Source organism: Maribacter sp. Hel_I_7, from assembly GCF_000688315.1.
Taxonomy (GTDB): domain Bacteria; phylum Bacteroidota; class Bacteroidia; order Flavobacteriales; family Flavobacteriaceae; genus Maribacter; species Maribacter stanieri.
On sequence record NZ_JHZW01000003.1, the window covers coordinates 1 to 23848 of the forward strand.

23 protein-coding genes, 1 other RNA gene and 1 pseudogene are annotated in these 23848 nt (G+C 33.2%); 7 read left to right on the top strand and 18 right to left on the bottom strand.

Annotated elements, in window-relative coordinates; all coding sequences use genetic code 11:
• From P178_RS0111625 to P178_RS0111640, 4 genes and pseudogenes are all read right to left on the bottom strand, one after another.
• Positions 1 to 273, bottom strand: a 273-nt coding sequence (locus P178_RS0111625; RefSeq protein ID WP_027066375.1) for a DUF6048 family protein, incomplete at its 3' end; no start/stop codon positions are given.
• Entirely contained in the window at positions 254 to 760 is a 507-nt protein-coding gene (locus P178_RS0111630) for a DUF6452 family protein (protein ID WP_027066376.1), read from the bottom strand. The genes P178_RS0111630 and P178_RS0111625, both read right to left, overlap by 20 nt.
• 1 nt (position 761) lies before the next feature.
• Positions 762 to 2174 (bottom strand): annotated as a pseudogene (gene rlmD / locus P178_RS21935) (23S rRNA (uracil(1939)-C(5))-methyltransferase RlmD).
• A 186-nt stretch (positions 2175 to 2360) separates the two neighbouring features.
• On the bottom strand, positions 2361 to 3533 hold the full coding sequence (locus P178_RS0111640) for a mechanosensitive ion channel (protein ID WP_027066369.1): 1173 nt from the start codon (positions 3531 to 3533) through the stop codon (positions 2361 to 2363).
• 234 nt (positions 3534 to 3767) lie between these two features.
• Here P178_RS0111640 and rocD point away from each other — a divergent pair, with 234 nt between their 5' ends.
• Entirely contained in the window at positions 3768 to 5048 is a 1281-nt protein-coding gene (rocD, locus tag P178_RS0111650) for an ornithine--oxo-acid transaminase (RefSeq protein ID WP_027066377.1), read from the top strand.
• A 54-nt stretch (positions 5049 to 5102) separates the two neighbouring features.
• On the opposite strand, the gene P178_RS0111655 is transcribed toward rocD, so the two are convergent.
• Genes P178_RS0111655 through P178_RS0111665 form a run of 3 tightly spaced genes read right to left on the bottom strand, consistent with a single transcriptional unit; the run spans position 5103 to position 6107 of the window.
• Positions 5103 to 5414 (bottom strand): CCC motif membrane protein, encoded by a 312-nt coding sequence (locus tag P178_RS0111655; protein ID WP_027066370.1) that lies wholly within the window; start codon positions 5412 to 5414, stop codon positions 5103 to 5105.
• Entirely contained in the window at positions 5415 to 5753 is a 339-nt protein-coding gene (locus P178_RS0111660; RefSeq protein ID WP_027066378.1) for a CCC motif membrane protein, read from the bottom strand.
• 15 nt (positions 5754 to 5768) lie between these two features.
• Positions 5769 to 6107 (bottom strand): DUF2752 domain-containing protein, encoded by a 339-nt coding sequence (locus tag P178_RS0111665; protein WP_316930010.1) that lies wholly within the window; start codon positions 6105 to 6107, stop codon positions 5769 to 5771.
• Between the two features lie 26 nt (positions 6108 to 6133).
• Between P178_RS0111665 and P178_RS0111670 the strand changes: the two genes are divergently transcribed.
• Positions 6134 to 6676, top strand: a complete 543-nt coding sequence (locus tag P178_RS0111670) for a Smr/MutS family protein (protein WP_027066380.1) — start codon at positions 6134 to 6136, stop codon at positions 6674 to 6676.
• 1 nt (position 6677) lies between these two features.
• On the opposite strand, the gene P178_RS0111675 is transcribed toward P178_RS0111670, so the two are convergent.
• Positions 6678 to 7184: a hypothetical protein gene (locus P178_RS0111675; RefSeq protein WP_027066371.1), complete on the bottom strand. Its 507-nt coding sequence runs from the start codon at positions 7182 to 7184 to the stop codon at positions 6678 to 6680.
• Positions 7185 to 7288: 104 nt separating this feature from the next.
• Here P178_RS0111675 and P178_RS0111680 point away from each other — a divergent pair, with 104 nt between their 5' ends.
• Positions 7289 to 8434: a cysteine desulfurase family protein gene (locus tag P178_RS0111680; RefSeq protein WP_027066381.1), complete on the top strand. Its 1146-nt coding sequence runs from the start codon at positions 7289 to 7291 to the stop codon at positions 8432 to 8434.
• Here P178_RS0111680 and P178_RS0111685 read toward each other — a convergent pair whose 3' ends face one another.
• Genes P178_RS0111685 through P178_RS0111695 form a run of 3 tightly spaced genes read right to left on the bottom strand, consistent with a single transcriptional unit; the run spans position 8435 to position 13260 of the window.
• Positions 8435 to 9088, bottom strand: coding sequence for a hypothetical protein (locus P178_RS0111685; RefSeq protein ID WP_027066382.1), 654 nt, complete (start codon positions 9086 to 9088; stop codon positions 8435 to 8437).
• Positions 9089 to 9097: 9 nt separating this feature from the next.
• Positions 9098 to 11563 (bottom strand): carboxypeptidase-like regulatory domain-containing protein, encoded by a 2466-nt coding sequence (locus P178_RS0111690; RefSeq protein ID WP_051638281.1) that lies wholly within the window; start codon positions 11561 to 11563, stop codon positions 9098 to 9100.
• Between the two features lie 5 nt (positions 11564 to 11568).
• Positions 11569 to 13260, bottom strand: coding sequence for a M23 family metallopeptidase (locus tag P178_RS0111695; RefSeq protein WP_027066384.1), 1692 nt, complete (start codon positions 13258 to 13260; stop codon positions 11569 to 11571).
• A 192-nt stretch (positions 13261 to 13452) separates the two neighbouring features.
• Here P178_RS0111695 and P178_RS0111700 point away from each other — a divergent pair, with 192 nt between their 5' ends.
• The 4 genes from P178_RS0111700 to rny all read left to right on the top strand — a co-directional run bounded on the left by P178_RS0111700 (position 13453) and on the right by rny (position 15837).
• Positions 13453 to 13743, top strand: coding sequence for a hypothetical protein (locus P178_RS0111700; protein WP_027066385.1), 291 nt, complete (start codon positions 13453 to 13455; stop codon positions 13741 to 13743).
• 13 nt (positions 13744 to 13756) lie between these two features.
• The gene (locus P178_RS0111705; protein WP_027066386.1) at positions 13757 to 14053 is read left to right on the top strand and encodes a cell division protein ZapA; all 297 of its coding nucleotides are present in this window, start codon (positions 13757 to 13759) and stop codon (positions 14051 to 14053) included.
• A gap of 56 nt (positions 14054 to 14109) precedes the next feature.
• A non-coding RNA gene (gene ssrS, locus P178_RS22930) (6S RNA) lies at positions 14110 to 14220 on the top strand.
• 48 nt (positions 14221 to 14268) lie between these two features.
• Positions 14269 to 15837 carry a ribonuclease Y gene (rny, locus tag P178_RS0111710; protein ID WP_027066387.1) on the top strand — a complete coding sequence of 523 codons (1569 nt, stop codon included), beginning with the start codon at positions 14269 to 14271 and terminating at the stop codon, positions 15835 to 15837.
• 50 nt (positions 15838 to 15887) lie between these two features.
• On the opposite strand, the gene P178_RS0111715 is transcribed toward rny, so the two are convergent.
• The 7 genes from P178_RS0111715 to P178_RS0111745 form a co-directional block, all read right to left on the bottom strand.
• Positions 15888 to 16148 (bottom strand): hypothetical protein, encoded by a 261-nt coding sequence (locus P178_RS0111715; RefSeq protein ID WP_143099080.1) that lies wholly within the window; start codon positions 16146 to 16148, stop codon positions 15888 to 15890.
• Between the two features lie 74 nt (positions 16149 to 16222).
• On the bottom strand, positions 16223 to 17434 hold the full coding sequence (locus P178_RS0111720; RefSeq protein WP_027066389.1) for a sensor histidine kinase: 1212 nt from the start codon (positions 17432 to 17434) through the stop codon (positions 16223 to 16225).
• Positions 17435 to 17596: 162 nt separating this feature from the next.
• Entirely contained in the window at positions 17597 to 19600 is a 2004-nt protein-coding gene (locus P178_RS0111725) for a DUF349 domain-containing protein (RefSeq protein WP_027066390.1), read from the bottom strand.
• Between the two features lie 147 nt (positions 19601 to 19747).
• Positions 19748 to 20500, bottom strand: a complete 753-nt coding sequence (locus tag P178_RS0111730) for a shikimate dehydrogenase family protein (protein WP_027066391.1) — start codon at positions 20498 to 20500, stop codon at positions 19748 to 19750.
• Positions 20472 to 21491, bottom strand: coding sequence for a DUF368 domain-containing protein (locus P178_RS0111735; protein ID WP_027066392.1), 1020 nt, complete (start codon positions 21489 to 21491; stop codon positions 20472 to 20474). Before P178_RS0111735 ends, P178_RS0111730 begins: the two co-directional genes overlap by 29 nt.
• 12 nt (positions 21492 to 21503) lie before the next feature.
• Positions 21504 to 22418: a DUF368 domain-containing protein gene (locus tag P178_RS0111740; protein WP_027066393.1), complete on the bottom strand. Its 915-nt coding sequence runs from the start codon at positions 22416 to 22418 to the stop codon at positions 21504 to 21506.
• 17 nt (positions 22419 to 22435) lie between these two features.
• Positions 22436 to 23839, bottom strand: coding sequence for a tetratricopeptide repeat protein (locus tag P178_RS0111745; protein WP_027066394.1), 1404 nt, complete (start codon positions 23837 to 23839; stop codon positions 22436 to 22438).
• Positions 23840 to 23848: the final 9 nt, after the last annotated feature.

The following is a 23848-nucleotide window of genomic DNA, read 5'->3' on the forward strand; positions in this document are numbered from 1 at the left end:
GTAAAGATCTTCTTGTCTGGTTTTTTCTTCATTTCCAAGTTCAGCAGCTAGATATAAATTCTGATTTAATCTGTAATCCGCAACTATTTCAAAACCTTTATAATTATCATCTAAAGCACCAGTAATGATTCTACTTAAATCTATACCTAACCCTAGACCATAAGATTGTTTATACTCTAACGTATCCTTTGGATTTAAATCTATGGGCTTACTTTGACTAAGTGCTAAACAAGAACATAGTAGAAATAAAAGATTAATGAAAAATCTTGACATGTGTAGAATCTGAGTTTGTGACTAGGGATTGGTTTATTTCAATATCTTGAATCCAGTTATTATCATCGGCAGTAAGGCTTCCTTGTAATTCATCATAATTGACAACAAAACCACATCCGCGAGATAGAAAATCTTCTAAACGGTTATAGGAAAAAGTAATGGTATCAACGTTTCCAGTTTCTGTGCCATCCTCATTTTCAGCAGAACTGCTAATCAATATAAAACTTGTAGCTTCTTCATCTGTTTTTAAAGGAATGGATTTTGTACTTACCGTACTTCTATCTGTTACAGTATTGACAGTAACATTTTGTCCAACACCTACAGCTCTTAAAGTGGTAACTTCTTTTAAAGCAGAAGTATCTGTAACATCGTAAAATTCTATAACCAAAAGAGGAGTATCTCCCTCAACACAGATATCATCTTTCTCACATGATGATGCGAAGATAATACCTAGGAAAATTAATAATCCGATTTGAAATCTTCTCATTTTAAACTTTCTTTTCTAAAAGTACAACATTTTCTACGTGATGAGTCTGTGGAAACATGTCTACTGGCTGAACTTTAGTAATTGTATACATCTCTTTCATTAATTCTAAATCTCTAGCCTGCGTAGCGCTATTACAACTAACATAAACTACTTTTTTAGGAGCGATGTTTAGTATTTGCTGAACAACGTCTTTATGCATACCATCTCGTGGAGGGTCAGTAATAATTACATCTGGCACACCATTTTGAGTAATAAATTGTTCGTTGAATACATTTTTCATATCACCAACAAAGAAATCTACATTCTCGATATTATTACGGACTGCATTTGCTTTTGCATCTAAAATAGCTTCAGGAACAGATTCTATACCGACCACCTTTTTAGCCTTTTTGGAAACAAATTGTGCTATAGTACCGGTACCTGTGTAAAGGTCATATACCAATTCATCACCTTTTAAATCGGCAAAATTTCTAGTTATTTTGTATAATTCGTAAGCTTGTTCAGAATTAGTTTGGTAAAAGGATTTTGCATTAATTTTTAAACTTCAACCCCTCCATTTCTTCAAAGATATGGTCCCTACCAGCAAAACAAATGATTTCTTGATCATAAATAGTATCATTCTGTTTTGGGTTAATCACATATAATAAGGATGTAATTTCAGGAAATGTTTTTGAAAGATGATTTAAAAGTAATTCTCTCTTTTCTTTATCATTTTCAAAAAACTGAACCAATACCATAATTTCACCGGTTGATGTGGTACGTATCATTAAGGTACGCAACATGCCGTGCTGATTTCTTGGATTAAAAAAAGTCAACCCGTTTGCAGTAGCAAATTTTTTTGTTTCTAGTCGAATAGCATTTGATGGGTCTTTTGTAAATGACATTTTTCTATGTCCAAAATTTTATCCCACATTCCAGGAATATGAAATCCTAATGCATTTTTATCTTCTATTTGATTGTCAGACTTTATTTCATCTAAAGTTAACCAGCGACTATCTGAAAAAGAAAATTCCATCTTATTTCTATAGAAATATTGCTTTTCTGAACCGAGAATAGGGGTTAATTCTGGTAAATCTAAATGACCTATCCTTTTTAAATTATTTTCTACTTCTTTTTGTTTGTAAAACAATTGGTGCTCATAGCCCATATCTTGCCATTTGCAACCGCCACATATATTGAAATGTTGGCAAACAGGTTCTACACGCTTGTCTGAAAGGGAGTGGAAATTTGTTGCGATTCCCTCAAAATATGCTTTACGTTTTTTGGTCGTTTGTACATCAACCACATCGCCTGGTACGGTGTTAGTTAAAAAGATAACTCTTCCGTCAGGTGCTTTACCAATAGTTTTACCTTTTGCTGCTGCATCTGTAACGGTAACGTTTTCAAAAACTAGTCGCTTTGTCTTTTTTCGCATAGCGCAAAAGTAAGCATCCGTTTGCATTTATTATAACAATTACATACACTTGGGTCTATTAATTTTAGTTAAATATGACTTAGTTTATTTGACTATAGATTGTTATTTACAATAGAAATTAAAAAAGTCAAGACACCTTAAATTAAGGTTTCTTGACTTTTAGGATAAAGGTAATTGTGTTTTTTACTATTTATTTTTGTTGAATTTATTCAAAATTCTTTCCATCTGTTTTCCTGCAGCTTCTCTACCGCCAAGACCAAAAGAAAGGGCTATTGTAACGGCGATTGTACCCAAGGTAATACCAAATGCCATGTTTATAATATCATCTCCGATTCCCATTGTTTTAAGTCCCATAGCCAAGAATATTGCTAAAATGCACATTCTTACGATTGATGCAACAAAAAGATTATTTTCATCTTTAGCCATTGTTTTATGCGCAATAGATGCAATCCAATTTCCTATAATTAAGATGACTAATCCAAAAAGAATATTACCAGAAACACCCACTAACGTATCAAGCACTTCTGTTAATTTTTGGAATTCTAATTTTTCTAAAGCTGTAGTAATACCAAAAAGTACTATGAAGAAGTAGACAATATTTCCTATTAATTTAGGTAGGTTGGTATTAGAAGAAACGCTACCTAAATTCATCCTGTTAATAATACCATCTAAATTTAAGCTTTCTAATAAATCAGTAACTAACCCAGAAACAAATTTACCTCCAATTACAAAGATTAAAAGTATAAGAACAGCTACTACAATTTTAGGGATGGCATTGAAAAATTGTTCTAGCATATGAGTTGCCGGTACAGAAATAGCATCCATATTCAATATATTCAAAGCAGTAATTAACAAGGGTATAAATATGAAAATAAAAACTACCTTTTTAAGAATGTTGACTAAATCTAAATTTTCTGGTAGTTTTAATTTAGGCACAAAACTCTGTATTGTTTCCCCAGAGAGCCCGACTAGCTCAGAAACTATAGTAGCTAGCATATAACCTATGTAACCTACTAAACCAGCACCTACAATATTAGGTATGTAGCCTGTAAATCCATTAAGTAGATTTTTTACAGGATCTAGAACACTGGTCATACCTAGTTTTTCTAAGGCTAGCATAAAAACAAAAATCATTATAAAAAAGTAAACTAGTTTACCGATAAATGAGGAGAGTTCAATTTTGCCTGACCCTAGTTTACTGTCAATATTGGTTCTTTTAATTAATTTGGTAATTAGTCTTTTTACAAACCCTGCAATAAACCATCCAATTATCAGTATCAATATTGCACCGATCGTACTCGGTAAAAAATCGCCAACTGAATTTGAAAGGCTAGACATCATGTTCTCTAAATAATTCATAGTGTTTTTTTATATAATAAATTGGTTGTATTAAGTAGGACACAAATTTTTGTTAAAAGTCACATTTTACAGTACTTCATAGGGATTTTTCGATTTTAAGGTGATTCAAAAAAAATATTTGTTAAGTTTGTAACTCTACAAGGATGATTTCTCTCCCACGCTGAATTTTCGACTCTTCGAAAGGAAAAAGGTATAGAAGGAATTGCTAAAGTTTTATTTAAAGTAATTTTTACCATGTCAATTTTAGAAAACATCTCTTCTAAGGATGCTATCGCATTAGAAGAAAAACACGGAGCCCACAATTATCACCCACTACCTGTAGTATTAAGTAAAGGTGAAGGTGTATTTGTTTGGGACGTTGAAGGAAAAAAATATTATGATTTTCTTTCTGCATATTCTGCAGTAAACCAAGGTCATTGCCATCCAAAAATTGTTGATGCAATGACAGAACAAGCAAAAACTTTGTCATTGACGTCTAGAGCATTTTATAATGATATGCTAGGCAAGTATGAGAAATATGCTACTGAAACTTTTCATTTCGATAAGCTTTTACCAATGAATACTGGTGCAGAGGCTGTAGAAACTGCACTGAAGATTTGTAGAAAGTGGGCTTATGAAAAGAAAGGGATAGCTGAGAATAATGCGGAAATAGTTGTTTGTGAAAATAATTTTCACGGTCGTACTACAACTATAATTTCTTTTTCTAACGATCCTGTTGCCCGTAAGAATTTTGGACCATATACTGACGGATTCATTAAAATAGCGTATGATAATTTAACGGCTTTAGAAGAGGTTTTAAAATCAAACTCAAATGTTGCAGGTTTCTTAGTTGAGCCAATACAAGGTGAGGCAGGGGTTTACGTACCTTCTGAAGGTTATTTAAGCGGAGCAAAAGCATTATGTGAAAAGTATAATGTATTGTTTATTGCAGACGAAGTACAAACAGGTATTGCTAGAACAGGTCGTTTATTAGCTACTTGTGGTAATTGCTCTTGTTCAGATAAACACTGTAGTGGAACTCCAGAAATTAAGCCAGATATTTTAATTTTAGGAAAAGCTTTGTCCGGTGGTGCTTATCCAGTTTCAGCAGTTTTGGCAAATGATGCTATTATGAATGTTATACGACCAGGAAACCATGGTAGTACCTTTGGTGGTAACCCAATTGCTGCTGCTGTTGGTATGGCTGCTCTAGAAGTGGTAAAAAATGAAAAGCTTGCAGAAAATGCATTTGTATTAGGTGAACTTTTTAGATCAGAGTTGAATAAATTCATACCAACTACAGATTTAGTAAACAGTGTTCGTGGTAAAGGTCTATTAAATGCAATTCTTATTAATGACAGTGAAGAGAGCTCTACAGCTTGGGATATATGTATGGCATTAAAGGAGAATGGATTGTTGGCGAAACCAACACATGGTAATATAATTCGTTTTGCACCACCTTTGGTAATGACTAAAGAAGAGCTACTAGATTGTGTTTCAATCATTATTAAAACACTGAAAGAGTTTAAACAATAGAAATAAAAAATCCCCGATGTAAATCGGGGATTTTTTTTGTTTGTAATTTTTCTTCTATTGAAAATCGGCTGATGCAAATATTGCTATAATTAAACCGAAATAGACTATAGAAAGAATTAAAAGGATAATAGCTATTGCAAGACCAATGTAAGATAAAATCCTGCCAGTATTTATATTTTCATATCCTCTATAATTACCAGGGTTATTTTCATAAAACCTTTGTGCCTTCTTCGCATTATTTAAACCAATGATACTGAATATGGCGCCAAAAGGACCACAACAGAAAATGGATAAAACAATGGATAAAATTCCAAAAGTTAAAGCGTTACTAGAACCTGGTATTTGTTGATATTCTGAATTGTTCATTTATTCCATTGGTATTCCAAGTTGTTCATAAATTTCAGAGGTTTGTTCTATATATGCATCCCAACCACCCATAGAAACTATTGAGTATACCGTCCATACTAGAGAAAGTACTCCCAAGACTAGTCCTATTATAGCAACAATTTTAGTTGTCTTAAGAGTACTAAAATTGGAATATTCTTGAGGATTTTCCTGATAAGTTTTAGTGTCTTTGTTTACTAAAATTAATGCAATACCAGACAAAATAACACCTCCAATACCAGCACTTACACAGCAGCATAAAAAAGATACGATACTTAAGATAAGAGCGATAGTTACATTAGGTAATTTTTGTTGTTCCATAATTTAAAGGTTTAGTTAAATGAATTTTAAAATGTAATTGGTCAATATAAAACCTACGGTACTTACCATAAGTGTAATCGTAATTGTATTTGAATGTTTAAAGGAATAAATTTTATTGAGCCCTAAAAAACCAAAAAGTAGTAACATAGGGTAAATAGCTGGGTACATTAAAAAAGCAGAAACAAACTCGCCTTTTATTAAAAATAGCAATGATCGTTGTAACCCACAGCCGGGGCAATCAACGCCTAATATCTGTTTTGTAAAACAGGGAAGCATAAAACTTTCTAATCCCAAAAAAATAATTAATGCCTTAAGGCGCATCTTTAAATAAATTAATAGTCCGAAAATTACCATTATTTTTGTGTATTCAAAACAAAAACATGTCTCATTTTAAGATTGGCGATACCGTAGAAACAATTGACGATGTCATAAAAGGCGTAGTTAAGTCTATAAATGATCGCAGTGTCACCATTTTAAGTGATGATGGTTTTCCGTTAACTTTTGATTTTAAGGAGTTGGTTTTAATTTCTGACGATATTCATGTTTCCAACTATGAAATTGCCAAAATCAAGAAAGAAAAAGAAATTCCTAAAAGAAGAAAAACTACTGTTTTAAGAACAAAGGAGCGTACTGCTCCTAAAATGGAGGTTGATTTACACATTAATCAATTAGTGAAAAATCCAAAAGCGATTAGCAAATTTGATATGTTGAATTTACAGTTAGATAGTGCAAAAAGACAACTAGATTTTGCTATTAGTAAGAGAATTCAGAAAATTGTTTTTATACATGGCGTAGGTGAGGGGGTGCTGAAAGAAGAGTTGGGTTATCTTTTTAGAAAGTATGATAACGTTAAGTACTATGATGCGGACTACCAAAAATATGGGCTAGGGGCAACAGAGGTTTACGTCTTTCAAAATTTTTAAATTAACCGGCTGTAGTAGTAACGGTACCAAATTCACTCACTTGCAAATCGGTAATTCTACTTCCGTTTTCGTTTAAAAATGTAATTCCACTTAGTTGAATAGTATGGGTGAATGTTATGCTATCTTCAGTAGTAGTGGTGATAGTAATACTTCCGCCTTCTGCTTCAATTTCTTCTAAAACTGTTGGTGTAAGTGGTGGTGGCGAATCACAGAAATAAGTACTGGTTACTGTCTCTGAAAATATACGGTAGCTTATTTGAGAGCTGCCAGGAACAGCACTAGTTAATTCTGTAGTACTAACTTCATTTTTTAAAAGCCCACTAGGCAATGTTACTATTAAAGCTTCATCACCATTTATTTTAAACAATACATTTTCGGTTGAGACAGATACTGTATCACAACTTTGAACGGTTTCTATACTATCAAAATCTACGGTTTCTATTTGTAATTCACCATCATTACATCCAAAGAGCAAAATTGAACAACCAATTAAAAGGTATTTTTTCATAATTCAAATTTAATTTAAAATTTGGAAATCTGTCTGTAGCATCACAGTCATTTATGGGTTAATTAACTATTTTTGTGCTTTATTTATTTTTAGAGTATGCTTATATGAAACATGTATATTTAGATAATGCCGCCACTACACAAGTTCACCCTAATGTAATTGCTAAAATGCAAGATGCCTTAGGTACTTACGGAAACCCTTCTTCTACACATAGTTTTGGAAGAACGGCTAAAACTGCTATTGAAAGTGCGCGTAAAACAATCGCTAAATATATTAATGCGCAACCGTCAGAAATTATTTTTACTTCTGGTGGTACAGAGGCAGATAATATGATTATTAGATGTGCCGTACGTGATTTGGGTGTAAAGACTATAATTACTTCTAGAATTGAGCATCATGCAGTTTTGCATACTGTAGAAGAATTAGAGCAAAAAGCTGCAATTCAATTATTATATGTTGATTTGGATGAATATGGTAATCCAGATTTGGCACATTTAGAAATACTTTTACAAAAAGATGATTCTAAAAAATTGGTAAGCTTAATGCATGTCAATAATGAAATAGGAAATAAAATTGATTTAGAAGAAATTACTCTTTTGTCAAAAAAATACGGCGCACTGGTTCATTCAGATACCGTTCAATCATTAGGTCATTATAATTGGGATGTAAAAGCATTTCCTATTGACTTTTTAGCTGCTGCCGCTCATAAATTTCACGGTCCTAAAGGCATTGGTTTTGCTTTTATTCGTAAAAACTCTGGATTAAGCTGTATGATTTCTGGTGGTTCGCAAGAACGAGGGCTAAGAGCTGGTACAGAATCATTCCATAACATTGTTGGTTTAGAAGAAGCTTTTATACATGCGTATGAGAACTTAGAAGCTGAAAAGAAATATGTTGAAGAGCTTAAGTCTTATTTCATAGCGCAAGTAAAGTCAACTATCCCCAATGCTAAATTTAATGGGCATTCTGGTGATATGGATAAAAGTACTTACACTCTAGTAAATGTATGTTTGCCAATTACAGAAGATAAAGCTATGCTACTTTTGTTTAATCTTGATATGAAAGGAATTGCTTGTTCTAAGGGTAGTGCATGCCAGTCTGGTAGCGATGCCGGTTCACACGTACTTACGCAAATACTATCTGCTGAAGATATGAAAAAGCCATCTGTTCGTTTTTCATTCTCAACATATAATACAAAAGAAGATATTGATTATACTATTGGGGTTATAAAAGATATTATAGAAGCGTAATTAATTTTTATTACGATCGCGTTTTCTTTCTCTTTCGTATGGGAATTTTCTAATGGCTAATTTCATCATTCGGTCAATAAGGTCTGTAGTGTTTTTACCAGTCTTCTTATTTATTTCTTTCTCGTATTTCCAAAGAAGTTTACCAGAATCGCCATCACTTATTTTAATTCCTATTCTACCATAATTGGCGCCACCAGAGAAATAATCTGTAAAACTAAATTCTGTAGGTATACCATTTGATAATAAAATATTTAAATCTAAAGTGCCACTTATAATGCCATCTACACCCAGTATTTCACTTAACTCTTTAGTAGTGTAAACATCAATATTTTCATAGCTGATGTTTTCTTTAGCTAAAATGGCAGCGGTATTTTCAATGTTTTGAAAAGTAACAGGTAAATTTTTCTTTTTACTGCGTTTGGAAAAATAAGTTTCTAAAGCATTTTGTACTGCATAGCCTTCATTTTCTTCTAGTCTTTTTTGCTCAGATTTAGATATTTTTTCATTGAGGTCTAAATTGGTTAAAAAAGGTATTATAGCCAATACGTTGTGGTCTGCACTTAATGCATCAAAGCTTGGGCTTTCGTAAATGTTTTTTTGAGCTACGACGGCAAAGGAAGAAATTAGTGTAATTAAGAAAAGTATTCTTTTCATCTGTGTTGTTTATAAGCGAATTCCTAATCTTAAATTTAATACTCTTGATGTAAGGTAATTTGGCACAGCGTATTCATTTTTACTGTCCGCATCCCTTACCCAAGTATTGGTAATTGAATTTTGATTATTGAATAAATTGAATATTTCAAAACCTAAACTCAACTCTTTAAAATTGTGAAGCCAATGTGTTTTTGGATATTGTTTGTCCTTATTTGCAAAAATATAGGAAATTCCTAAATCAGCACGTTTATAATCTCTTAATCTATTCTGAAAAATGTATGGGTCAGCATAACTGGGAGATCCACCAGGAACACCTGTTTGATAAACTAAATTCAAATACATTTTCAAATCTGGTATTGTGGGTATATAATCTTGAAAAAGTATTGCAAATTTTATTCTTTGATCTGTTGGTCTAGGTATATACCCTTTATTATCTCTGTTCTCTTCTGTTTTTAAATAGCCAAGACTTACCCAAGATTCTGTACCGGGTACAAAAGCACCGTTCATTCTAACTTCCGCACCATATACATAAGCTTCTGTAGTATTATTTGCAGCATAACGTATTCTAACATCTTCTAGAGTATACGGATTTACATTATCCAGTTTTTTGTAATACGCTTCACTAATTAATGTGAACGGGCGTTCCCATAATAAGAAACTATATTCATTACCGGCAACAAGGTGAAATGATTTTTGAGCTTTTACATTTGGTTGAATTGTACCTGTACTATCTCTTAATTCTCTATAAAATGGAGGTTGGTGATACAATCCTGTAGATACTCTAAATAACATATCTTTCTCCCATTCTGGTTTTATTGCAAATTGGGCTCTTGGACTAAATACTGTTTGTGATACCTTTTCTATGTCAGTACCGCTAACCGTCCAATGATGAGCACGTACACCTACATTATAATATACATCTGCATTGTTCCATGTTTTGTGTGTTCCTATTTGAGTGTAGCCAGAAAATCTATTCGTTTTTACAAAATTCAATGCATTTAACCCGTTATAAGCTATTAATGGGGCTGTAAATGGTTCTGAAGGTTGGTTGTTCACAAACTCAGGCCTTGGTGGTCGAATAGAGAATCCGGCAGAGTCTATAAATTCAGATTCCCGTAACTGATCCCTTATATCTTCATGCGTATATTTTGCTCCCCATTCTAAAACAGAACTGTTCATGACATGGGTTCCTTTATGTTCTAGATTAAAGATAAGGGCGTCTAAATCATTTCTTGTACGGTTAAATTGTGAGCCAATGCCACGAGACGTTAATACCTCGCCAGCCGTATCACTACCTAGATTGCTGTCTACTTCGCCAAGTTCGTATGCCGCGACTACATCAGAATATTCTTCCTCGGTGGTGTGGTAGATGGATGAAATAAGTTTTAATGTGGTGTTTTCATTTAAAAAATAGCTACCTTTTAAAGCACCTAGTGCAGTAGTGTATTTGTTTGTTTCTTGACCTTCATAATACACAACCAACGCTTGCGGATTATCTATTGTACCAAAATTTGTTTGCCTATTTAATGGCTCGTTATTGTAATCATTAACTGCTATGTTCCCTAGAAAGTTAAGTTGAAACTTTGGAGATATATGATACGATAAATAGCTTTGAACATCTGTGAATGCAGGGTTAAAATTACTTTGAGTTTGTTGGCTATTTACCAACAAAGAATTATTCCTATAGCGAATTCCAGAAACAGAACTTAATTTTTTGTTTTTGGATACTGTTTCTAAACTTGCACTTGCACCTAAAAAACTTAAATCTGCGCGTAATGAAAATAGCGTAGGAGTCTTGTATTTAATATCTAGAACAGATGCCAATTTATCGCCATATTTAGCCTGAAATCCACCAGCGGAAAACTTAACATCTTGAACCAAATCACTGTTTACAAAACTTAATCCTTCCTGTTGAGCAGAACGTATTAAGAAAGGTCTGTAGACTTCAATTTCATTTACATACACTAAGTTTTCATCATAGTTGCCACCACGTACAGCGTATTGTGTACTTAATTCGTTATTAGAAGATACGCCTGGCAATAGTTTTAGTATTGTTTCTACGCCAGAATTAGCTCCCGGAATTTTCCGTATACTTTCTGGAGATATGGTTAAAATACCATTTACAGTTTTTTCGCCAGTAGCGGAAACGGTAACCCCATCTATTTGCGTAACCTCACTTTTTAATATAGGATTAAACTCAAAAGTTTCGTTAGTTGTTAATATTAATTTTTCTAAAATCACATCTTTGTATGCGATATGGGAGAAAATTATAGTGGTTTCTTTGTCAGAAGTTATTTCTAAAAGGTAAAAGCCGTCAGGATCCGTTGTTGTGCCTAAACCATTTGCAGTGATATTTACATTTGATAAAGGCTCATTTTCACTACCTAATACTATACCCGAAATAGTAGCATTTTGAGCAAGACCAAAGGTGCCGCACAGCAATATTATAAGGCTTAGTACATTATGTAGTTTCAACTATATTATTTTCTATAAAAAGAGGTGGTTAGAGTATTTGTATTTCCTACATTATCTGTAACGGTAACTTTAAGAACACATTGCGTTTGGTCAGCTATCTTGTCATCAAAATTATAAGTTAAAGTATTACGTTTTGGCTCATATTCCATTAAGATCCATTCGCCATTTAAAGTTGCAGAGTAGGTGTCTACACCACTTAAATCATCTGCTATTTGCACACTCAGGTATTTATAATTGTTAAGCCATTGTTTTTCCTTGAAATTTTTTGTTCTAATTGTAGGAGCAACAGTGTCTCGTGCAAGAGTATATGTGCCTAAGTTTCGCGTGCGGGTGGTAAATTCATTACCTCGTTTATATGTATTTGCATGGTTAGGTCTAAGTTTAGAATCTAACCGAGCAATAAATAATTGTTTTTGTACTTCTTTTGAATATTTAGAGACATCGAAAGTAATAGTGAAATTTCTATGAGCAGGTACTGTGTTATTATGTATGGTTACAGTGTCTTTGCCTTTTTTTAATTCAATATAAAAATCCTCATAAAAGGTATTGGTTGGGAAGTAGACCTTAGCACCGCCCAAATCAAAATTATTCGGTTTTTTAGCGATAACATAATTGTCTGTTGTTTTCTTTTCTTTCTTGTTACCCAGTAAGTTTTTTACACCATCAACCGGAATATTCAATTCAACTTTATTACCGGCATAATCTTTAATCAATAATTTGGCAGTATAACTAAGACCTTCGTTTATATCAATTTTTCCATTATTATATAGTTCTTTATAGATGCTTAGATTGTTTCCGGCAGATTTAAAGCTCTTTTGAATACGCTGTCTATTTCTTCCGTAATATTCATAATCTACAAGTGTATTTATATATCTAGTTTCACCAAAAGAGAAAGATTCAAAGTCGTATAATGAGTATGTTTTACCATTTACGCTAAGCTCAACACTATACACTCCGTTTTTGTTCGCAGCCATATCTAGTCTGTCAAATCCTATAAAACCTATGCCAATTTCGCCAAGTGCGGTAACCTTGTCAGCTAAGTAAGTACCATCACTTTGTTTGCTGAAATTCACCTGTGTTCTTTCGTAATTGTTGTTAACATGAGATTTGTCTGTCAACGGATACACGAATAATTTTTCTAGAATAGGATTTGTAGCGTCGGCGACATCCATACCATATAATAAAGGATTGGTCGGCTTTTCTGAAATACTACTTCTAATTTCAAAATGTAAATGTGGACCAGCAGAGCCTCCTGTATTTCCACTATAAGCAATAAGCTCGCCTTTGGAAACTTTTAGTTCACCATAGTCTGGAAATACCTCCACCTCAAAAGACTTTTTATTGTACTGTAGCTTTTTAATGTAGGCTTCAATAGAAGGTGAGAATTTTTGTAGATGCCCATATACAGAAGTATACCCGTTTGGATGCGCTATATACAGAACCTTGCCATAACCCCATAACGAAACTTTTATTCTTGTAATTGTACCATCACCAATAGAATTAACTGGTACACCTTCTCGTTGTTGCGTTTTAATATCAACGCCAGAATGAAAATGATTTGAACGTAACTCACCAAAAGTACCCGCTAAAATAATGGGTATATCCATTGGAGGTGCAAATGCGTCTTTAGGATAATCTTCTTGTGCAAAAAGTGTAAAGCAAAATAACAATAACAGGCTTAGGGATATTTTTCTCATAGGTAGATAGCAATACTGCGAAAATAATTAATCAATAACAATTCCAAGAAGTTGGTTACGCTAAAGTTATTATAAAGCGTTTAACCTAGTGTATTATTATATAAGAACTATTGATTTGCGAATATTTCACAAAACTATTGCTAAGTCATATAATGTATGTTAACTTTGTGTAAATCGCATTGACTGTAATGTATGAGCGAGTTAATTAAAATCGTTGATTCTTTAGAAAATAAAATTAGCAAATTGTTGCATAAACTTGAGGTTTTGAACAATGCTAATGTTGAATTGGAAAAAGAATTAAGGAATATAAAATCTTCACAAGAAAACGCTAGTAAGACGGTTTCAGAATGGGAAGAAAAATATAATTCTCTCAAACTTGCAAATTCAATGCTTGGCAGTAATACCAATAAAACAGAAGCTAAGCTTAAAATAAATACATTAATACGAGAGTTGGACCATTGTATAGCTCAATTATCGGAGTAATGTTTATAATAATATGTCAGATAAGCTCAAAATAAAACTTTCTATTGCTGATAGGGTCTACCCATTGACTATTGATCCTGCTCAGGAAGAAGGCTTGCGTAAAGCGGCCAAGAATATAGAACAGTTGGCTAAGAAATTTGAGCAAAATTATGCTGTTAGGGACAAACAAGATGTATTGGCCATGTGTGCCTTGCAGTTTGCCTCTAAAATTGAGCAGAATGGCATAGAGCAAACGGAAGGAACCAAAGAAGCCGAAGAGCGTTTAAAAGCGCTTGAAGATTTGGTGAGCTCTAAATTAGCTATGAAATAAAAACGTTCTTATAAAAACATTAAGTTACTGCCCACATTGGTAATACCTTTTGACAAACTCAACATTTATTTTTTTTAAAAAGGGTGAGTTTAGATTGTAAAAGCAGGCCCTACTCGTATAGGGATCCTTGATCAGTCTGTTAGCCCTAAACCTGTTTACCGGAGTTTGATCAAAACTTCTCCAATGTGGGCTTTTTTTTATTAATAAATTACACTATGGATAGTACAATGATAATTATTGCCGCAATAGTTGGGCTGGCAATCGGTTTTGCAATAGCAAAATTTTTGGAAAAAGGGAAAGCCTCTAAGACCATAATAAATGCAAAGAAAGACGCTGAACGTATATTAAAAGATGCAAATGCAGAAGGAGAGAGTATTAAAAAGGAAAAGATTTTACAAGCGAAAGAGAAGTTTTTAGAACTAAAAGCTGAGCATGAAAAGGTCATCAATAGTAAAGACAGAAAGATAAACGAAGCAGAGAAGAGAACGAGAGATAAAGAGTCTCAAGTTAGTAGTGAGCTTGCGAAAAACAAGAACATGAACTCTCAATTAGATAATAAGCTGAAAGATGTAGAACAGAAAAAAGAACTTTTTGAAAAACGTCATGAGGAGTTGGACAAAATGCATAAAAGCCAAATTCAGCAATTAGAAGTAATTTCTGGATTATCAGCAGACGATGCTAAAAACCAATTGGTAGAGAGCTTAAAGGAAACTGCAAAGTCTGATGCCATGGCATATATTCAGTCAACTGTAGAAGAATCTAAACTTACCGCACAACAAGAGGCACGTAAAATAATCATTAATACTATTCAGAGAATTGGTACGGAAGAAGCTGTTGAAAACTGTGTATCTGTTTTTAATATTGAATCTGACGATGTAAAAGGACGTATCATTGGTAGAGAGGGTAGAAATATTAGAGCATTAGAAGCGGCTACAGGTGTTGAAATTATTGTTGATGATACACCAGAAGCAATTATTCTTTCTTGTTTTGATTCGGTTAGAAGAGAGGTTGCAAGACTTTCACTTCATAAATTAGTGACAGACGGTAGAATTCACCCAGCAAGAATTGAAGAAATAGTTAAGAAAACAGAAAAGCAGATTGAAGCAGAAATTGTAGAGATAGGTAAGCGTACTGTTATAGACTTAGGTATTCATGGGTTACACCCAGAACTAATACGTGCAGTTGGTAGAATGAAATACCGTTCTTCTTACGGACAAAATCTTTTGCAACACTCAAGAGAAGTAGCAAAACTTTGTGGCGTTATGGCTGCTGAGTTAGGACTCAATCCTAAGATAGCAAAACGTGCAGGTCTTTTACATGATATAGGAAAAGTACCAAATACTGAAAATGAAGTAGAAACCCCACACGCAATCTTAGGAATGCAATGGGCTGAAAAGTTTGGTGAAAAAGAGGAAGTTTGTAATGCCATTGGTGCTCACCACGATGAAATTGAAATGAAAACATTAATTGCTCCTATCGTTCAGGTATGTGATGCTATTAGTGGTGCTAGACCTGGTGCAAGAAGACAGGTATTAGATTCTTATATTCAGCGTTTAAAAGACCTTGAAGAGGTTGCTTTTGGATTTAGTGGTGTACAGAAGGCTTATGCAATTCAAGCAGGTAGAGAGCTTCGTGTTATTGTAGAAAGCGAAAAAGTAAATGATGATAGAGCAGCACAGTTATCTTTTGAAATTTCTCAGAAAATTCAAACAGATATGACTTATCCTGGTCAAGTGAAGGTTACAGTTATACGTGAGACAAGAGCTGTCAATGTAGCTAAGTAACTTATCTTCTATGTTATAATAAAAAAGCCTTCTATTAATAGAGGGCTTTTTTATGTTTTATCAAGAGATTCAATCCATGTTCTTAGCATTTTCTCTTCAGTTAGTGTCAGTTTGTTTTTTCTGCCTTTTGGCATTTTCTTCTTTACAAATACTTGGTGTTCTATTACTTCAGCAAAAATATTCATATTTTCTAAAGTAAAAACAGAACGATTCTTCTTATCTAAATGACAATAATTACATTTCTTATTTAATACTGAAAATGCATCCTGTTTCGTATTATTTATCTGATGATTCAAACCTTCAAATTTCATATATGAAGGTTTAAGTGATAAATCAAAAACAGCTAAAATGATCAATAGTATTAGCCTCATAAGCGCAATCCTAATTAAACAAGGTTTTTAGAAAGTGTGAAATTGAAATTTACCCCGTCTTTATTTTCTTTTCTATTCCCAATTTTAATTTCACCGCCAAGTTTATCTATTAATGCTTTAATAGTGGTTAAACCTATACCAGTATCGCTAGCACCTTCGGTTCCAAGTTTTTCGAAAAGGGCAAATACTTTCTCCCAATAACGTTCAGGTATTCCGGGACCATTATCTTCATAGGTGAAGTAATAGAAGTCTTCATCTTCTCGAAATGAGATTATGATTTCAGTATTAGATTTATTGGAAAATTTTATACTATTAGATATTAAGTCTCTAAATATTTGACGAAAACTATTTAAAGAATGCTTGATGCTATGTGAGCAATTAATTAGCTGTAAGTCTGTCGAGCTACTTTCGCACAGTTGTCCATGTATGGTCTGTATCTCTTTTGAGATTTCAAAATCCTCTAAATTTATATCTGCATTGGTAATAGCATTATAATTAATGATTCCATTAATTAAGGATTCCATATATTCTACCCTGTTATTTATGATACCTAAATAATTGGGTATTTCTGTCTCCTTGAAAAATTCTGAATAATCTTCTTTTATAAAGCCAACAATAGAACTAATACCCAAGAGTGGCATTTTCATATCATGTGCTAAGCGGTATGACAGATGTTTTAGTTGATTATTTTTAATACGTAATTCTTCATTGATTAGCCTTTGATGAATATTTTGCCGCCTAAGTTCAAATTGCGCCATAACCTGATTCGCTAAATCTTTTAAACTAGCTTGCTGTTTTTCTGAGAATTTAGCTCTAGGTTTTGTGTCAATAACACATAAGGTTCCAATAGATTCTCCCTCTTTGGTATTTAAAGGTGCACCAGCATAAAATTGTACTTTTGGCCCACCAGTTACTAAAGGGTTATCAAAGAAGCGTTCATCTTTATTGGCGTCATGTACCAATAATAAGGAGTCTGGTGTGTTAATGGCGTGTGCGCAAAATGCTAAATCTCTAGGGGTCTCGGTAGCATCTATACCATGGTGAGATTTAAACCATTGTCTATCTTCATCTATCAAAGAAACCAACGCCATAGGTGTATTGCAGATATCTGCGGCGATACGGGTAATGGCATCGTATTCTTGTTCTTCTAAAGTGTCAAGAATATTAAAACTTTTTAACGCCTTTAGTCTTTGATGTTCGTTTATTGGTATTTCTGGTTTTAACATATATTAGGTATGACTAATATACCTACTCTATAGAAGTAAGTATTTTCTTACTTAAATAACGTACAAAGTATACTATTGTTATATATGTTGTATGTTCAATAAAATGACTCGATATTTTAACCGAATCATTTTATTTTCTAAACTTTTTACTAATCATGAAGATTACTCATCGGCTTCAGGTTCTTCAGCATTTTCACCCTCTTCATCTTTAACCAAATTGTTTTTTAAGATGTTCAGTTTTTTCAATTTTGCCTTCCAAGCAGTCAATGATTCTTTATGTTGATTAACTCTTTTAATAACGTCTTGTACCAATGGATTGCTTTCAGAAGCATTTGAGAAAAATTGTAGGTTATTTTCTAACTGTCTAATTTCATCTTTGCTTTCTTCTATCTTTTTTCTAATGAAAGATCGCTCATTCTGTATAGCACGTTCTTGGTTGTCATTATTAGTGAGCTGTTGAATCTTGTTACCATATTTAAGTAATTCAGATTCTTGTTTGCTGATGCCTAATTTTTGATAAAGGGCATCTATAATTTTATCGAATTTCTGATTGATGTTCTTCTTTTTAAAAGGAACTCTACCGTAAGTTTTCCATTCTTCAGAGAACTTTTTAATGGAAGCTAAATCTTTGGTTTTATCTCCGCTTAGTTCAAATGCTTTAAGTCGATCAATACAATCTTCTTTTAGTTTAAAATTCGCTTCTTCCTCTTTAAAAGCATCATTTTTAAGAGCGTTTAACCTGTCAAAATAGTGATTACATGCTGTTTTAAACTCTTTCCATAACTTGTCGGAGTATTTTCTTGGAACATGACCAATTTTTTTCCACTGTCCTTGAATTCGCTTCATTTCTGAAGTGGCAGCATCAAAATCATCACTGTCTTTTATAGAAACAGCAATCTCTAATAAAGCCCTTTTTTTATCAAGGTTTTCTTGTTGCTCTTTTTTAAGGTTCTTATAGAAAGCATTTTTGTTTTGATTAAATGCTCGTACCGCGGCCTTAAAACTATTCCACGTTTTAGAATTTACTTTTTGCGGTACTTGACCGGCTTTAAAAAAAGCTTCCCTAAGCTCCTCTAATTTTTTAATCTGTTGTTGAAGCGTACCATGGTTACTAGATACATTTTCGCTAAGTGTGTTTATTTCAGCAATAATAGCATGCTTGCGCTCTAAATTTTCCTCTTTTATTTTATCAAGATTTTTAAAATAATCTTGTCTTCTTTCGTGTATTATTTTGGTTGCAGCGCTAAAACGATCCCAAATTTCTTCTCTATGATCTTTGCCTACAGGACCTAAATCTTCTTTCCAAATTTTATGTAAAACCTGTAACTCTCTAAATGCTCTATTTAAGTCTGGCTCTTTAGACAACTCTTCTGCTCTAGCAACTATTTTACCTTTCTCTTCTAAATTATGTTTAAAGTCTAAATCTCTTAAATCTCTGTTGATATTTAAGAAATCATAGAAAATTTCAATGTGATGGTGGTAAGTCTTCCATACATTGTTATAATCTGCTCGAGGTATAGGACCAGCATGACGCCATTTTGCCTGTATATCCTTGAAATTATTGTACGTAGTATTTATATCTTCTTCAACGTTTACCAACGCTTTTAACTGTTCTATAAGGTCTAACCTATATGCTAGGTTTTCTTTATGACTTTTTTCTAAGCTTTTGTAATGTTGATTTCTTTTGTCTCTATACTCGGAATAAACTTCGGTAAACTGTCTTTTGTCGACAGAATTATATCTAAAATCAATTTCATTACCACCGTTAGCTATGAACTCTTCCTTTTTTTCTTCTAAAAACTCATCAAACTTTTGGTTGAATTCGTCTTTTATAGCGTCTACGTGTTTTCTTATTGCCTGAACTTTCTCGTTCTTCACCAAGCGTTGTAATTCGCCTACTAAATTTTCCATGTTCATTTCATGGTAATCTGGCATGGGAATTTCATGTCTCTTTTCCGTATCGGTATCCTCAGCATCTTCAGCATTAGAATCGTCAATTTCAACCATGACATCGGCTTCCACTACAGCCTCTTTTGAATCAGTAGATTCTTCTGGCTGTACTTCTTTTGAGATTTCTGGAGAATCAACTGTGTTTTCAGTAGTTTCTGTTACAGCTTTTTCATCAATTGAACTTTCTGGTAGTTCTTGTTTTTTATCCTCAGACATAATCCTAAATTATATGTTTACAAGATAGTGACAACCCCAAGACTAGCAAAGAATTGATTGTTCTTTTTAGTTATTGTAAAAAGTATTAAGCTTGCTGAAACCTATAATTTGCGATGACTGTTGTAAAATAGAAATTAAATATGTCTACTATTGATTCCAGATTTCCCAAGATTTTTCAGCTTGAAATTCTAGCATCTTATGCCCGTTACAAATAGTGGCTCCATTTGCTTTTCCGGCTGCTAGAAATGCAGTTACTTCTGGATTGTAGATAAGGTCGAATAAAAGATGTTCTTTATTGATTTTCGTATAAGGTATTGCTGGCTTATCTTTAATATTAGGAAATGTGCCAACAGGTGAACTGTTGATTATTAAAGTGTGGTTAATTATAATATCATCTGTTAATTCTTGGTAGTTGTAACCATTATTTTTTCCACTTCTGGAAACAAAACTAAAATCTATTTCCAATTCTTGAAGAATAAAGGCAATGGCTTTTGACGCACCACCTGTACCTAAGATTAATGCCTTTTTATGATGCTTTTTCAAGTGAGGTTCTAGAGACTTTTTAAAACCATAAGCATCAGTATTGAAACCAATTAAACCATTTTCAGAAACTTTTATAGTGTTAACAGCTCCAATTTTTTTGGCAGCAATATCTATTTCATTTAAAAATGGAATTACTTCTTCTTTATATGGGATGGTTACATTTAGACCTTTTACATCTGATGTATTTTTTAAAATAGAGGGTAATTCAGAAATGCTTTGCAAATCGAAATTTTGATATGAGTGGTTGTTCAACCCCATATCTTCAAACTTCTTTTTAAAATATCCTCGTGAAAATGAATAGGAAATATCTTTTCCTACTAAGCCGAAATTAGCTTTCTGTCTTTCTGTTTTTTCCATACCAATCTAAAAGTAGTAAAATACTAATACCTATTATAATAAAGAATATCGCTGTCCAGTTTTCTACGGTGGTTAAATCTGGAAGAAACCGTTCGTAATTCATTATAATTTTTTTTCCGTTAGTGTCTAAAATCAATTCACCGTCTAATCCAGTTTTAAAAATAGTTTTCTTCCATGGCCACACCACACCTAAGGATCCAGTAATAAACCCTAATATAATTGCAGTTGTAACATGCTTGTAATGTTTCAATACATAAGTTAATAAATGCGATAAGGTAACCAGACCTGTAGCTGACCCCAACGTAAAAACGGCTAGAATTTTAAGGGTATGTAGTCTTTCTTGGTTAGAAGTGAAACTGAAATCACCTACTAATACCTCTGAAAATGTATCATATAGGGCATTTACAGAATCTACAAGTAGTAGTACATAATTTCCTAATAATATTAAAATAAAAGAACCTGAAAGTCCGGGTAAGGTCATGCCAGATACACTGATCATTCCGCATAGAAAAATAAATAACAGGTTGTCGTTTTCTTTTGCTGGGCTTAGAAAACTAATAGCGACCCCAACACTTAATCCAATAATTGCAGCAGTAAATGTTTTCTTTTTCCAGTAATCGAAATCCTTACCTATATAATATATAGATCCCAGAATCATCCCAAAAAAGGTAGCCCAAACAAATAGTTCTCGTTTAACTAAAAAATAGTCTAATACTTTTGATATGCTGAAATAACTAACCAGCATACCAAATATAAGAAGGGTCAAAAAAGAGCCATTAATATATCGGTAGAAACTTTTAAACCTGCCATTAATTAGGAGTTTAAAAGCTTTTGCATTTACTTTTTGAAGTGAATATATAAACTCTTCGTAAAAACCGCCCACAAAGGCAACAATTCCGCCTGATACTCCTGGAACTTTATTGGCCGCGCCCATGCAAAGACCCTTAATGACCAAGAAAAATTTATCGGTAAGGGATCGGGGTTGGTTCATGTATGTTTTCGCTTACTTCTTAGAAGCTGATTTTTCTAATATAAAAATAAGAGAAAAACCGATGATAGCGGCAACAATGGCAAAGGTTAATTGATTATCTCCAGAAAAAGCGAACGGAGAGATATTTTCGTCTATTATAATTTCTTTTTTTCCAATTTGAATGATCTCGATTATATTCTTCCAAGGCCAAATTTTATTCAATGAACCAAGAATAAAACCTGTTAATACGGCAAGGGTTGCATCTTTATAATTGGTGAACATCCACTTTAAAACTCTCGCAAAACTTAATATACCAAATGCGGCACCAAAGGCAAAGGTGATTATAATTCCAAAATCCTTTTCATTAACGGCTTCTAGAACTGTTTTGTAAGACCCCAATAAAACCAAAATAAATGAGCCGGATATACCTGGTAGAACCATTGCACAAATTGCTATGGCACCAGAGAAGAAAATAAAAGGCAAACTACCAGAACTAGCCGATGGGGGTAGGGTAGTTATGTAAAATGCACTTGCTGTGCCTATAATGAATAATAATATTGCTAATACGTTCCACTTTTTTATAGACTTAGCTACAAAAATGACACTTGCCAATACTAGTCCAAAAAAGAAAGACCAAGTTGGTATTGGGTGATCTTCTAAAAGCCACGCAATTAATTTTGATAAAGAGAAAATACTAATCATCATTCCAATGAGCAAAGCCAAAAGGAAATTACCGTTCAGTTTTTTCCAAAACATTTTAAAGCCTTCTTCCTTAAGTACTTTTAAGGTGGTTAGGTTTACATTGTTTATTGAAGTAATGAATTCTTCGTAAATACCTGTAACAAAGGCTATTGTTCCTCCAGATACACCAGGTACCAATTCTGCAATACCCATTCCCATACCTTTTAATGATATGAAAGTATAATCTTTAAGTTTTCTATTCTCCATGAACTTTAGAACCCTTTCTATGAGGTTTTATTGTATTTTTTTACAATTTCTTGTGTCCATTCAGACTTGCCAAATTTTGGAAAATTTTCTGTGAACAAATGTAGTTTTTTCTGCTTTTTATCAATTTTCAATGCATCCATTAACATTATACGTGCGTTAATAGGATCTTCTGCAAATAAAAGATAGCCAACAGATCGGTATAGTAATTTTAAGCTCTCTGGGTAAAATTCTCTTCCTTGAGATAAAATCTCCACAGCTGCCGCAGGTTCCCCATTATTATGCACTACCTCAGCCCAACTTAGCCACGTTTCTAATTCGTAATTTCCTAAATCTACTGCTTGTTTGAATGCGAAATTGGCTTGGTCATAATTTTTAAGAGCCATATGAATTTTGGCACACTTTTTCCAATATTGAGGATTTTCTCCATCTATATTCAGTGCCTTATTAATATAAAACACAGCCTTTTCATAATCCTTCTTGTTGTAATAAAGATTTGTAATGGCCAACCAACCCTTATCTAATTGAGGATCCTCGTGTACAGTTTGGTAGAAATAGTATTTTGCCATTTCGGTATCCTTCAACTTTTCATAACATTTTCCTATTCTTAAAAATGCATGAGATGTAGGGTCTTCAATAGAGATAGTTGTCTCGTAATTTTCGATAGCCTCTTTATGTCTGCCTAATTTTTCAAGTACTTTTCCTTTTTCAAAATAGGCCCCTATAAAGGTATCATCTGAGATAATAGCAAAATCAAAAGCAGATAGTGCTTCATTAAACATTTCTTTATAGTAGTATTGTTTACCTAGTTGGTGCCAAGCTACCTCACAATAAGGATTCTTCTCTAAATATCCGTTTAAATAAATAATTGCGCCCTCATAATCTTCAAGAAACTCAAAGCAATAAATAACATTATATAATGATGAGTAATCTTGCTCGTCGAACTCTACGCACTTCATAAAACTTTCTTTGGCATTGTTGAAGTTGTCCATGAACAAATACTCCATGCCTAAAAGGCTATAAATGTCAAAACTGTTATTGGTGATGCTTAACGCCTTTTGAAGAAGTGCTATTGCACCTTCATGGTTGTCTAGTTTAGAATAAATATTTGCGCGTTGAATATAAATTTCTTCATTATGGTTGTCTAAAAGTTGAAGTTCATCTAAAAGCGCTTCAGCTTTATCCATTTGGTTTTCAAAAACCATGACTTCAACTTGAAGTAATTTTAACTCAATGGAGCCGGGGTGTTGTTGCAGACCAATCTTAATTCCTTTTTTAGCCAAAGAAATTTTACCATGATTTAAATAATGGTGTACAATATCTTCAAAATCTTCGGCATCAAAGAAATAGACATCATCTGTCTTTAACATTGATTCGAATTTTGTTATTGGCTTGTCCGGTCTCTCGTTAGATTCTAACGCCATAGAAACTTT

Bases quoted from the DNA above. Each gene is read 5' to 3' on its own strand.
- P178_RS0111630 (WP_027066376.1), bottom strand. From the start codon at position 760: ATGAGAAGATTTCAAATCGGATTATTAATTTTCCTAGGTATTATCTTC.
- P178_RS0111640 (WP_027066369.1), bottom strand. From the start codon at position 3,533: ATGAATTATTTAGAGAACATGATGTCTAGCCTTTCAAATTCAGTTGGC.
- rocD (WP_027066377.1), top strand. From the start codon at position 3,768: ATGTCAATTTTAGAAAACATCTCTTCTAAGGATGCTATCGCATTAGAA.
- P178_RS0111655 (WP_027066370.1), bottom strand. From the start codon at position 5,414: ATGAACAATTCAGAATATCAACAAATACCAGGTTCTAGTAACGCTTTA.
- P178_RS0111660 (WP_027066378.1), bottom strand. From the start codon at position 5,753: ATGGAACAACAAAAATTACCTAATGTAACTATCGCTCTTATCTTAAGT.
- P178_RS0111665 (WP_316930010.1), bottom strand. From the start codon at position 6,107: ATGGTAATTTTCGGACTATTAATTTATTTAAAGATGCGCCTTAAGGCA.
- P178_RS0111670 (WP_027066380.1), top strand. From the start codon at position 6,134: ATGTCTCATTTTAAGATTGGCGATACCGTAGAAACAATTGACGATGTC.
- P178_RS0111675 (WP_027066371.1), bottom strand. From the start codon at position 7,184: ATGAAAAAATACCTTTTAATTGGTTGTTCAATTTTGCTCTTTGGATGT.
- P178_RS0111680 (WP_027066381.1), top strand. From the start codon at position 7,289: ATGAAACATGTATATTTAGATAATGCCGCCACTACACAAGTTCACCCT.
- P178_RS0111685 (WP_027066382.1), bottom strand. From the start codon at position 9,088: ATGAAAAGAATACTTTTCTTAATTACACTAATTTCTTCCTTTGCCGTC.
- P178_RS0111695 (WP_027066384.1), bottom strand. From the start codon at position 13,260: ATGAGAAAAATATCCCTAAGCCTGTTATTGTTATTTTGCTTTACACTT.
- P178_RS0111700 (WP_027066385.1), top strand. From the start codon at position 13,453: ATGAGCGAGTTAATTAAAATCGTTGATTCTTTAGAAAATAAAATTAGC.
- P178_RS0111705 (WP_027066386.1), top strand. From the start codon at position 13,757: ATGTCAGATAAGCTCAAAATAAAACTTTCTATTGCTGATAGGGTCTAC.
- rny (WP_027066387.1), top strand. From the start codon at position 14,269: ATGGATAGTACAATGATAATTATTGCCGCAATAGTTGGGCTGGCAATC.
- P178_RS0111715 (WP_143099080.1), bottom strand. From the start codon at position 16,148: ATGAAATTTGAAGGTTTGAATCATCAGATAAATAATACGAAACAGGAT.
- P178_RS0111720 (WP_027066389.1), bottom strand. From the start codon at position 17,434: ATGTTAAAACCAGAAATACCAATAAACGAACATCAAAGACTAAAGGCG.
- P178_RS0111725 (WP_027066390.1), bottom strand. From the start codon at position 19,600: ATGTCTGAGGATAAAAAACAAGAACTACCAGAAAGTTCAATTGATGAA.
- P178_RS0111730 (WP_027066391.1), bottom strand. From the start codon at position 20,500: ATGGAAAAAACAGAAAGACAGAAAGCTAATTTCGGCTTAGTAGGAAAA.
- P178_RS0111735 (WP_027066392.1), bottom strand. From the start codon at position 21,491: ATGAACCAACCCCGATCCCTTACCGATAAATTTTTCTTGGTCATTAAG.
- P178_RS0111740 (WP_027066393.1), bottom strand. From the start codon at position 22,418: ATGGAGAATAGAAAACTTAAAGATTATACTTTCATATCATTAAAAGGT.
- P178_RS0111745 (WP_027066394.1), bottom strand. From the start codon at position 23,839: ATGGCGTTAGAATCTAACGAGAGACCGGACAAGCCAATAACAAAATTC.